Below are 10,393 nucleotides of genomic sequence, written 5' to 3' on the forward strand. Positions count from 1 at the left end.
CAGCGCTCGAAGGTCAGCTCCGGCGGCAGCGGGGCTCCGGTCAGCACTTCGGCGGGCGAGCCGATCTCGGGGAGGGCCGACGTGCCGGGCGGTGCGGTGCGGGCGAGTGCGGCCGCCGCGCCGCTGGCGATCCCCATGAACGCCAGCTCGAGGGCGATGAGGCTCCAGAAACGCCGGGACGCCTCGTCACTTCGCGGTTCCTGAGCCTGCGTCGTCCTGAGCTTGTCGAAGGGTCGAAGCGCGCCCAGCCCCGGCGCGGCATCCTGGCCCAGCTTGCCGATGAGCCGGAGGCGGTACCACGCGCCGACGCCGATCGTGGCACGCGCAAAGCCCGAGATCGCCACGACGACGAAGGCGACGAGGGCGATGCTCGAGTAGCGGGTGAGGATGACGGCGATGCGCTCGCGCGACACGACGGGGCGCACCACGATCACCAGGATGAGGCCGCCCAGCCACACGGCGGCGGCGATGATGTGCAGCACGAGCGCCATGACCGCGGCGGTGTGGTTCTCCTCCGCGCCCGAGTGGCCCTGCGTCGCCATCGGAACGAGCGCCGCGATCGCCAGGATCGCGATGAACAGCGTCGGCGTCCACGAGCGCACGGCGAAGGTGAGCACGGTGAGCACGGCACCGGCGATGGTCGTGAGAAGCCAGGTGCGACCCAGCTCCGATTCGAGCAGGAACCGGCCGAGCTGCGCCCCGAAGACGGCGTCGGCGCTCGGGTTGGCGTTGAAGGCGTTGACGAACGTGAAGAAGCCCGTCGTCCCCGCCGCGACCGTGAAGACGGCTGCGCCGATGGATGCCGTGTCCAGCGCCGTGTCGAACTCGGGCTCGCCGGCCTTGAGCGCGAACAGCGCGAGCACCAGGGAGCCGACCATGCCCGCGGCGGCGAGGTTCACGACCAGCTGCGCGGCGGGGAGGCCCCATCGGACCACGGGCCCGGGGTCGGCGATCACGAGCGGCGCTGCCCCGCCTCCGATGGCGAGGCCCCAGATCAGGGTCGCGAATGCCACGGCGACCAGGAGCGCGGGGCCGGCGGCCCGCAGCGCGCGCGGCGGGCCCAGCCCCGAGGCTCCGCGCGGGGCGCCGGTGCCGTGGGGGGCGGGTGTGGGGATCACCCCTCAAGCCTAGGCTCCCGCTTCCGGGCGGGTAGCCCGTCGAGGCGTCGCGGTGGGTGCGCGTCGCGCCCGGGCGTGCGAAAGGGGGACGCCGCGGACGCGACATCCCCCCTTCGGCAGCCGTGCTACTTGACGGCGGCCTTGAGCTTGGAGCCCGCGGTGACCTTGACGCGCTTGCCCGCGGGGATCTTGATCTCCGCGCCGGTCTGGGGGTTGCGGCCCGTGCGCGCCGATGTGGCGACCTGCTCGAACGCGATCCAACCCGGGATCGAGACCTTGCTGCCCTTGGCGACCGCCTCGGAGACGGTGGAGAAGAGGGAGTCGAGAACGCCCGACACAGCGGCCTGGCTCTGACCCGTGGCGCTCGCGATGCTCGCAACCAGCTCGGTCTTGGTGATGGACTTGTCGGCCATGGTGGTCCTCCAGCGGCGACGATGGTGCCGCAGTTTCTTGCGGACCGGAGAACGGACGCCCCCCGGCTGGTCGATCGACCGCCTCGAATGTACCAACCTTTCCCCGGATTTCCGCGGATTTTCGAGGCTTATGACCGATTCGGTCGGCGTGTCGCCAGTGCCCGTGTGAATGGAGTGACAGAAGTGACGCATGTCCGGCCCTGCTTACTCGGCGCAAAGTGCGGGTGCTCTGGCGCGCGCACCCGCAGTTTGCGACGAGTGAGCGGCACCGGACGGCGTGGGCGGCTTTCAAGAAGGGCCGGGGATGCGGAAGGCCCGGAGTTCCGACGAACTCCGGGCCTTCCGATGCTTGCGCTGGTTGCTACCAGGACGACTTGGTCACACCGGGCAGCTCGCCCCGGTGGGCCATGTCGCGGAAACGCACACGCGAGATGCCGAACTTCGTGAGGACACCACGGGGGCGGCCGTCGATGACGTCGCGGGAACGCACGCGCACGGGCGACGCGTTCTTGGGGAGCTTCTGCAGGCCGATGCGAGCGGCTTCGCGCTGCTCGTCGGTGCTGGTCGGGTCGACGAGCGCCTTCTTCAGCTCCGCGCGCTTGGCGGCGTAGCGGTCGACGATCACCTTGCGCTGCTCGTTGCGAGCGATCTTGCTCTTCTTGGCCATTCTTAGCGCTCCTCGCGGAAGTCGACGTGCTTGCGCACTACGGGGTCGTACTTCTTCAGCACGATGCGGTCGGGGTTGTTGCGACGGTTCTTGCGGGTCACGTAGGTGTACCCGGTGCCCGCCGTGGAACGGAGCTTGATGATCGGACGTACGTCCTGAGCCTTCTTGGCCATTAGAGCTTCACACCCTTCGCCTTGAGGTCACGGACGACGGACTCGATGCCCCGGGCGTCGATGACCTTGATGCCCTTGGCCGACACGTTGAGCTTGATGTTGCGGCCCAGCGACGGCACGAAGTACGTCTTCTTCTGCACGTTCGGGTCGAAGCGGCGCTTCGTCCGGCGGTGCGAGTGGCTGATTGCGTGACCGAAGCCGGGAACAGCTCCAGTCACCTGGCACACTGCTGCCATAGTGATTTCTCCTTCAATACCGTGAGACCGGACGGCCTCACCCAAGATCCCTTGTCTGTCCGCGCACCCCGCAGAAATCCAGCCCTTCGACAAGCTCGGGCGGGAGAGGTGGGGGTATGCAGGCGAACTGCGCGCGTGGAAGGCGCGCAGACAAAGAGTCAGTCTAGCACGGGGGTGGCACCGCCCGCCGCGCCTGACCCGGCGCCACGCCCCTGACGCCGCCCGGACGCGCCACTCGCCACCGGGCTCGCCCCGGCTCCACGCCCCGGGCGGAAGGCCGAGACCGTCGGGTCCCCGGCGATCCAGAACCGCCACGGGTAGGCATCCGTGCCGGCAACGCCGGCGACACCCACCCGCGGCCCGCTCGCGACCGAAGCGAGCGGCTCGTCGAGCAGCTCCAGCGAGGCCACGGCACCGGCGAGCGGGTTCCCCGAGACGGCGTCGATGCCGTTGTGGATGCCGTGGCGGAGGCCGACCGCATCGCCGAGCCGGCCCGGTCCGCGCGCCAGGTCGCGGGGGGTGCGAACGACCCCGCGTTCGGCGCGCCGCCGGGCGGCGACATCCCGCCCCTCGACGACCTCGCCGCCGCGGAGCAGTATTCCGCCCGCGACGCCCTCGGGCCCGCAGACGACGTTGACGCACGAGTGGATGCCGTGACTGAGGTAGACGTACAGATGACCGGGCTCGCCCCACATCACGGCGTTGCGGGCCGTCGGGCCCATGCGGGCGTGCGAGCCGGGGTCGGCCACGTCGCCGGTGCCGAGCCCGTGGTAGGCCTCGACCTCGGTGATCCGCACCGTGACGGTGCCGTCGGGCAGCACCGTCGTGAGGTGGGCCCCCAGCAGCCGCGGCGCCACCTGCACCGGAAGTCCCGCGACGTCCGCGCGCGTGACCGGCCGGTGCGCGCTCATACTCGCCCACCCGCACGGGCCCCGCTCACACGTGCCCCGCTCACACCGGCCCCACGGCGCACCACGAGATGCCCGACCCCGTCAGGGCGACGACCTCCTTGCCGGTGCCGAGCTCGACGACGTGCGTCTCGAGCCGGCCGGGAAGCGGCTGCAGGTAGCCGTCGTAGGGGTTCTCGACCAGATCGGGCGCGACGAGCACCGCCGCGTACCGCCCGCTCGGCGAAACGCACGTCTGCAGCACGCCGTCGGAGACCGGCACGTCGAGCAGCGTCGACACGGCGCCATCGTCGCCGACGAGCACGATGGACTGCGCGATCGGCAGGCCGGCGGCATCCCGCGCGGAATACAACCGCACGGTGCCGCCCCCGGGAACGGGGGCCACCGACCCCGGCACGCCGAGCGCGTCCTCGCCTTCGGCGGGAACGACGGGCTGCTCGCTCGCGTCGGTGAGGTCGATGACGCGCAGGCCGTCGAGGCGCTCGACGACGGCCTGGTAGGTGCCGACCGTGATCCCGTCGATCGTGAGCGCGGCGCCGAGCGCCGTGGGGTCGCCCTCGGTGGTCGGATCGGTGAGCATCAGGTCGCCGGCGAAGTCGATGAGCAGCACCGCGGTCGCCTCGGGAACGAACTGCCACTCGACGACACTCGGCTCCACCCCGGCGATTTCGAGCGCCACGGGCTCGGCATCCGGATCACGGAGGGACTGCGTGAACACCACGCTCTCGCGACCCGTGTTCTCGTCGAGGTCGCGGTCGGAGTACGTGTAGCCGACGAGATCGCCCCGGCCCGACACCTGCAGGCTCGTGACGAACCCCTCGCCGGGCAGGGTGAGTTTCCGGGCGTCGCCGCCCTCGAGATCGGTGACCAGGATCGCGGAGGTGTCGTCCTCGAGCACCGAGACGACGAGCCGGTCGCCGCTGACCTTGAAGTCCTCGATGTCGGGGTGCGTGTACACGGGCACCGCCCGCTCGCCGGTGAGGTCGGAGCGGAAGATCGCGTCGTCGCCGGTCGCGCTGCGCTGCAGCAGGAACACCTCGGCCGGAGGGGTGCGGAAATCCGTCGTGAGTGTGGAGGCGGGTCCACCCCCGACGGACTCGACCCCGGCGACCGTGACCGTGTACTCCGTGTCGTCGCGGAGCGGCACGGTGAAGCGGATGCCGACTCCTCGGCCCGAGGCATCCACCGTGAACGGCACCTCGGGTTCGACGCTCACCTGGTCGGCGGCGACGGGCTCGAGCGCCTGATTCGCGGTGAGGATCATGCGAGAACCGGATGCCGTGGCCGCCGCCGCGGCATCGACCTGCACTCCCGTGAGCCGCGGACCCTGCGCGAGCGTCAGGGCGGCGCCGGTGATGCTCAGCACCGCGAGGAGGCCGATCACGATCGCGAAGGCGCCGACGTATCCGCGCTTGCGGCGGGCCCGGGCGCGCGAGCGCCGGGAAGGATCGGCGCTCACGAGTGCGCCCCGTCCGCAGGCATCGGGGTCGACTCAGTATTCATACGGATCCGCGGGCTCGGGGACGGCGGTGACGGTCGCCGGCTCGATCACGAGGGTGCCGTCGGCGCCCGTGCGCACCGTGCCGTCGAGCTCGACCCAGTCGCCGACCTCGTGCTCGGACTCCCACCCCGGCGACAGGACGGGCAGGGCCGCGGGCTGGGCATCGATGACGCAGTGGGTGATGACGAGACGGGTCAGCCGCACGGAGTCGGGGTCGTCGGGATCGGGGGTGAGGAATCCCGTAAGCTTCACCGACTCGCCCTCGAAGGTGTCGGGGTGGGTCGACGTCGCGAACACCGTGGCCCATTCGCCGATGCCGAACGAGCTCGTATCGCCCGAGGTCGCGAGGGTCACGGAATCCATGCCCGCGAACAGGGGCGGCGCGCCGACGTCGCGCGCCATGGCGAGTTCGACCGAGAGGGATGCCGGGGGCAGCACGAGCGCGGCGACCGTGATGCCCGAGGCCAGCACGCCGCCCGTGACCGTGGCCACGATCGCGAGCGCGCGCCGGGGCGCCAGCATCACCGTCTCGGCCTCGCGGTCAAGCTCCTCGCGGTCAAGGTCGCCGTGATCAACGTGCTCGCTGCCGTGGTCGTGGTCGCTGCCGTGGTCGTGCTCACGGTGGTCGTGCGCGTGGGCGATGCCGTGCGGCACATCGCCGTGATCGTGGCCATGGTCGGCTTCGGCGCCGAGGGGAACCAGAAAGGTGGCGACGGTTCCGACGAGCGCGAGCACGGCCATGCTGACGGCGAACCACGCCGAGTCGGGGTTGATGTACAGGGCGAGCTGCCCGCCCAGGGCGAGTCCGATCGTGACCACCGCGAGGCACGCGGTGACCCCGACCCCCAGCCATCGGGCGGCGACCCATTCCGCCCTACGCAAGGAGGTTCACCCCGATCCCGATCGCGAATGCCGCCAGCAGCACGATCGTCACGACGCCGGCGAGGGCGCGCGTCGTGAACGTCGTGCGCATGAGCGCCAGCATCTTGACGTCGATCAGGGGGCCGACGAGCAGGAAGACGACGAGCGATCCAGGCGAGAACGTCGAGCCGAACGACAGCGCGAAGAACGCGTCGACGTTGGAGCAGATCGCGACCGTCATCGCGAGCGCGGTCATCGTGGCGATCGAGAGCACGGGGTTGGAGCCGATCGCGAGCAGGGTGTCGCGGGGGATGAGCACCTGCACCGCCCCGGCGATCGCCGAGCCGATGACGAGGGCGGGCATCACCGCGCGCAGTTCGATGATGAACTGCGCGAGGCTGCGGCGCCCGCGCCCGCCGGTCTCGCCTGGTTCCTGAGCCTGTCGAAGGACGATGTCGCACGTGGCACGGAAGCGATCGGTGAGCAGCCCGTCCGGGTCGGGGTGCCGGCTGTAGAGCCACCCGATGAGGTTCGCGATCGCGTAGCCGCCGAGCAGGCGTGCGATCAGGATGCCGTTATCCCACCCGAAGGCGGCGTGCGTGGTGAGGATGACGATGGGGTTGACGATCGGCGCGGCGATGAGGAATGTCAAGGTCTCGGGCACGCTGAATCCGCGCATCAGCAGCCCACGGGCGAACGGCACATTGCCGCACTCGCACACAGGCACCAGCATCCCGAGCAGCGACAGCACCATGCGGCGGGCCCATGCCCGGCGCGGCATCCATCGCTCGATGGCGCCCGGCGGCACCCACACCTGCACGACGATCGACAGCAGTACGCCGAGCACGACGAAGGGCAGCGACTCGATCAGCACGCTGATCGCGAGGGTCATGCCGTCCTGTGCGCGAGTCGGAAGCGACGCGGGGAAGAGCTGGGGGGCGAAGCGATCGATCAGGAAGAGCGCCGCCACCACGACGGCTCCGATGCCGAGGCCGATCGCCGCGGGTGCCGCGCCCCGAGGCGCTCGCGGCGCGCCGGCGCGACGATCGTTGGCGGGCAGCGCCGTCGTGCTCTGCCGAGTCACGCTCCCTCGGCGGCCTTCGCGCAGGCGGCGCACAGGCCGAAGATGTCCACGACGTGCTCGGCCGCGGTGAAACCGTGCTCGGCGGCCGTGCGGCGAGCCCACGCCTCCACCTCGGTCGCCTCGATCTCGACCGTCAGCCCGCACGAGCGGCAGATGAGGTGATGGTGGTGTCCGGGCGAGATGCACGCGCGGTAGAGCGCCTCGCCGTCCGGGCTCTGGAGTGAGTCGGCCTCGCCCGCAGCGGCAAGACCCGAAAGCGTGCGGTACACCGTGGCGAGGCCGATTCCGGTGTTGTCGTCGCGCAGGGCCGCGTGCAGGCTCTGGGCGCTCACGAAGCCACGCGCATCGGCGAGCGCGTCGCGCACTCGCTCGCGCTGCCAGGTGTTGCGCTGAGCCATGAGTGCAGTTTAGGCGGCGAGCCTGGGCGAAGCCTTGGCGGGTGCGGCGCCGGGTCGCACCCGGTCGCGGCGCCAGGCGATGAGGCGGCACACGACGTAGATGAGGAACGAGATCGTCGTGATGTAGGGACTTACGGGCAGCGTGCCGGCGATGGCGATCAGGATGCCGCCCACGGCCGACACGAAGCCGAAGAGCGCCGACAGCAGGGGCACTGAGAGCGGTCCGGAGGCCACGCGCATCGCCGCGGCCGCCGGCGTGACGAGCAGGGCCATCACCAGCAGCGCACCGATGATGTGCACCGCGACGGCGACGATGAGCCCGAGCAGCAACATGAAGCCGAGCGACACGGCTGTCGTCGGCACCCCGCGAGCGGCAGCGGACTGGGGGTCGAGCGAGTCGAAGCGAAGCGGCCGCCAGATGAGGAAGATGCCCAGCAGCACGACGACGCTGATGCCGATCAGCCAGCCCAGCTGTCCGGTCTGCACCGACACGATCTGCCCGGTGAGCAGGCTGAACCGGTTCGAGCTTCGGCCGTTGTAGAGCGAGAGGAACAGGATGCCGAGGCCCAGTCCGAACGGCATGAGCACGCCGATGATGGAGTTGCGGTCGCGGGCTCGTGCGCCGAGCCACCCGATGAGGGCCGCCGCGATCAGGGAACCGATGATCGAGCCGGTGACGACGTCGACGCCGATGAGCAGCGCGGCCGCGGCGCCGGCGAACGACAGTTCGCTGATGCCGTGCACGGCGAACGCCATGTCGCGCTGCATGACGAAGACCCCGACGAGACCGCCGACGAGTCCGAGCACCGCGCCGGCCCAGACGGAGTTCGCCACGAGCGCGAGAATCTGGCCGTAGACGGGCAGGCCGCCGAACATGGCGTTCCAGACGGCGTCCCAATTCATCCGTGCACCTCGTCGTTCATTCGTGCGCCGCGTCGTTCATTCGTGCACCTCGTCGTGATGGTGGTGGGAGTCCTCGGCATCGGGCGCGCCCACGACCACCAGGCGGTCGCCGGCGCGCAGCACGAACACGGGGGCACCGTAGAGCTCCGAGAGCGTCCGGGAGTTGAGCACCTCGTCGGGGGTGCCCAGTGTGAAGGCGCCGTTCGCGAGGTAGAGGATGCGGTCCACCTTGCTCAGCACGGGATTGATGTCGTGCGTGACCAGCAGCACGGCCGCGTTCTGCTCGCGGCGGTGGCGGTCGATGAGCCCGACGACGGCCTGCTGGTTGGCGAGGTCGAGGCTCGTGAGCGGCTCGTCGCACAGCAGCAGCCCTGGTTCGTCGGCGAGCGCCTGGCCGATGCGCAGCCGCTGCTGCTCGCCGCCCGAGAGCAGTCCGACGGGGCGATCGGCGAACTCCCGGGCGCCGACCGCGTCGATGAGCGCCTCGGCCCGGGCGGCGTCGCCGCGACGAGGGAACGGAAGCCCGAAGCGGTGGCCGTTGACGCCGAGCGTCACGAGATCTCGGCCGCGCAGCGCCGTCTCGCGGGGAAGTGGACGGGACTGCGGGACGTAGCCGATGCGGCGGTTGCCGTGCGCCCGCACATCCTCGCCGAGCACCGAGATCGAGCCGGCACTCAGCTGCTCGAGTCCGAGGATCGCCCGCAGCAGGGTGGTCTTGCCCGAGCCGCTCGGGCCCAGCACCGCGATCAGCTCGCCGGGCTCGACCCGCAGGTCGAGTCCGGACCACAGCTCTCGGTCGGCGCGTCGCAGCGCGGCGTCCGTGATCTGCAGCGTCGGCACTGCGGGCGTCGGCACTGCGGGCGTCACGCCGCCAGGGCGCCTGCCAGCGCCGCGATGTTCTCCTGCATCCACGAGATGTAAGTCTGCCCCTCGGGAAGCGTTTCCGAGAACGCGATGACCGGGATGCCGCGGGCCTCGGCGTCGTCGACGATCTGGGTCGTCTCGGCTCCGCCGGTCTGCGTGTTCGTGATCACCACGCGCACGTCGCCGCTCTCGAGCAGGCCGAGCGACTCGAGCAGCGTGGCGGGCGGGACATCCTGGCCCTCCTCGACCGCTTCGCTGAAATCCTCCGGGGTCACGTTCTCGAGTCCGGCGGCGGCGAGCAGGTACCCCGGGACGGGCTCGGTCGCGAACACCTTGGCGCCGCCGTCGGCGGCATCGATCTCATCGAGGGATGCCTCGAGCTCGGCGATCTGGCCGATGAAGCCCTCGGCGTTCTTCTGGATGGTCGCGGCGTCGTCGGGCAGCAACTCGGAGAGCTCGCCGGCGATGGCCTCGGCAGCGTGCTCGATCGTGTGCGGGTCGTACCAGACGTGCTCGTTGAACCCCTCGATGTGCTCGTGCGGCGCGCCCTCGTCTGAGGCGTGGTCGTCGTGGCCCTCTTCGGTCTCAGCGGAATCGGCGTCGTCGGTGTGGCCTTCGTTGCCGGGGTAGTCGTGCGAGTACTCCGCCGCGGTGAGCACGTGCGCGTCGCTTCCGCTCGATTCGATGAGCGCATCGACGAACGCGTCGTAGCCGCCGCCGTTCTCGATGATCAGATCGGCGTTCGTGACCGTGAGCTGGTCCTGCGCGCTCGGCTCGAAGGAGTGCGGGTCCTGAGATGCCGAGTCGATGATCGAGGTGACCTCGATCAGGTCGCCGCCGATCTCCTCCGCGATCTGGCCGTACACGTTGGTCGAGGCGACGACGCTGACCTGATCGCCGGCCGCGGCATCGCCCGCCGGAGCATCGCCCGGGGCGCAGCCGGCGAGAGCGAACACGGTCGCGAGTGAAGCGGTCACGGCAAGAGTCGATCGGAAGTTCATGCCCCCAGGGTATGTCTATTGATAATCATTCTCAAATCGGCCCCAGAGCGCGTCGTGACCGGGCACTGACCGGATGGGCGATGTGCCGTGCGACCTCGCTAGCTCGCCGGGCGCAGCTGTCGACGATTCACGTACTCAAGTCTGCGCTTGCGTTCACGCAGACTTGAGCGCCCGCCGGCGCCGGCCTAGCTACCCACGATTCAGGTACCCAAGTCTGCGCTTAGGTAAGCGCAGACTTGAGTACGTTAAGAGAGAACATAGGCGTC

Annotated in this window: 13 protein-coding genes; all 13 read right to left on the minus strand. The window is 70.3% G+C overall.

Translation table 11 applies throughout. The features are described from left to right. Positions 1 to 1,118: copper resistance D family protein (locus VNT50_RS01515; protein ID WP_414683923.1), on the minus strand; the 1,118-nt coding region annotated here is incomplete at its 3' end. Positions 1,119 to 1,243: 125 nt separating this feature from the next. Beyond that, positions 1,244 to 1,531, minus strand: a complete 288-nt coding sequence (locus VNT50_RS01520) for an HU family DNA-binding protein (protein WP_150449442.1) — start codon at positions 1,529 to 1,531, stop codon at positions 1,244 to 1,246. A 361-nt stretch (positions 1,532 to 1,892) separates the two neighbouring features. After that, on the minus strand, positions 1,893 to 2,198 hold the full coding sequence (gene rpsN / locus VNT50_RS01525) for a 30S ribosomal protein S14 (RefSeq protein WP_325483348.1): 306 nt from the start codon (positions 2,196 to 2,198) through the stop codon (positions 1,893 to 1,895). 2 nt (positions 2,199 to 2,200) lie between these two features. After that, positions 2,201 to 2,371: a 50S ribosomal protein L33 gene (gene rpmG / locus VNT50_RS01530; protein WP_013584775.1), complete on the minus strand. Its 171-nt coding sequence runs from the start codon at positions 2,369 to 2,371 to the stop codon at positions 2,201 to 2,203. Beyond that, complete coding sequence (gene rpmB, locus VNT50_RS01535; RefSeq protein WP_325483349.1) at positions 2,371 to 2,607, minus strand: 50S ribosomal protein L28; 237 nt, start codon at positions 2,605 to 2,607, stop codon at positions 2,371 to 2,373. The genes rpmG and rpmB overlap by 1 nt, the downstream gene beginning before the upstream one ends. Positions 2,608 to 2,765: 158 nt before the next feature. Beyond that, the gene (locus VNT50_RS01540; RefSeq protein ID WP_325483350.1) at positions 2,766 to 3,518 is read right to left on the minus strand and encodes a DNA-3-methyladenine glycosylase; all 753 of its coding nucleotides are present in this window, start codon (positions 3,516 to 3,518) and stop codon (positions 2,766 to 2,768) included. Between the two features lie 40 nt (positions 3,519 to 3,558). Then, entirely contained in the window at positions 3,559 to 4,974 is a 1,416-nt protein-coding gene (locus VNT50_RS01545; RefSeq protein WP_325483351.1) for a hypothetical protein, read from the minus strand. 33 nt (positions 4,975 to 5,007) lie between these two features. Beyond that, entirely contained in the window at positions 5,008 to 5,898 is an 891-nt protein-coding gene (locus VNT50_RS01550; RefSeq protein ID WP_325483352.1) for a TIGR03943 family putative permease subunit, read from the minus strand. Next, positions 5,891 to 6,961: a permease gene (locus tag VNT50_RS01555; RefSeq protein WP_325483353.1), complete on the minus strand. Its 1,071-nt coding sequence runs from the start codon at positions 6,959 to 6,961 to the stop codon at positions 5,891 to 5,893. Before VNT50_RS01555 ends, VNT50_RS01550 begins: the two co-directional genes overlap by 8 nt. After that, on the minus strand, positions 6,958 to 7,359 hold the full coding sequence (locus tag VNT50_RS01560; RefSeq protein ID WP_325483354.1) for a Fur family transcriptional regulator: 402 nt from the start codon (positions 7,357 to 7,359) through the stop codon (positions 6,958 to 6,960). Before VNT50_RS01560 ends, VNT50_RS01555 begins: the two co-directional genes overlap by 4 nt. Before the next feature lie 9 nt (positions 7,360 to 7,368). Then, positions 7,369 to 8,262: a metal ABC transporter permease gene (locus tag VNT50_RS01565; RefSeq protein ID WP_325483355.1), complete on the minus strand. Its 894-nt coding sequence runs from the start codon at positions 8,260 to 8,262 to the stop codon at positions 7,369 to 7,371. Positions 8,263 to 8,298: 36 nt separating this feature from the next. Continuing rightward, positions 8,299 to 9,117 (minus strand): metal ABC transporter ATP-binding protein, encoded by an 819-nt coding sequence (locus tag VNT50_RS01570; RefSeq protein ID WP_325483356.1) that lies wholly within the window; start codon positions 9,115 to 9,117, stop codon positions 8,299 to 8,301. Positions 9,118 to 9,125: 8 nt separating this feature from the next. Next, on the minus strand, positions 9,126 to 10,127 hold the full coding sequence (locus VNT50_RS01575; RefSeq protein WP_414683924.1) for a metal ABC transporter solute-binding protein, Zn/Mn family: 1,002 nt from the start codon (positions 10,125 to 10,127) through the stop codon (positions 9,126 to 9,128). Positions 10,128 to 10,393: the final 266 nt, after the last annotated feature.

Origin of the sequence: Microbacterium sp. (assembly GCF_035554235.1) — a bacterium.
Classification (GTDB): domain Bacteria; phylum Actinomycetota; class Actinomycetes; order Actinomycetales; family Microbacteriaceae; genus Microbacterium.

Excerpts from the sequence above, each read along its gene's own strand:
- VNT50_RS01520 (WP_150449442.1), bottom strand. The coding sequence starts at position 1,531 with ATGGCCGACAAGTCCATCACCAAGACCGAGCTGGTTGCGAGCATCGCG.
- rpsN (WP_325483348.1), bottom strand. The coding sequence starts at position 2,198 with ATGGCCAAGAAGAGCAAGATCGCTCGCAACGAGCAGCGCAAGGTGATC.
- rpmG (WP_013584775.1), bottom strand. The coding sequence starts at position 2,371 with ATGGCCAAGAAGGCTCAGGACGTACGTCCGATCATCAAGCTCCGTTCC.
- rpmB (WP_325483349.1), bottom strand. The coding sequence starts at position 2,607 with ATGGCAGCAGTGTGCCAGGTGACTGGAGCTGTTCCCGGCTTCGGTCAC.
- VNT50_RS01540 (WP_325483350.1), bottom strand. The coding sequence starts at position 3,518 with ATGAGCGCGCACCGGCCGGTCACGCGCGCGGACGTCGCGGGACTTCCG.
- VNT50_RS01560 (WP_325483354.1), bottom strand. The coding sequence starts at position 7,359 with ATGGCTCAGCGCAACACCTGGCAGCGCGAGCGAGTGCGCGACGCGCTC.
- VNT50_RS01565 (WP_325483355.1), bottom strand. The coding sequence starts at position 8,262 with ATGAATTGGGACGCCGTCTGGAACGCCATGTTCGGCGGCCTGCCCGTC.
- VNT50_RS01575 (WP_414683924.1), bottom strand. The coding sequence starts at position 10,127 with ATGAACTTCCGATCGACTCTTGCCGTGACCGCTTCACTCGCGACCGTG.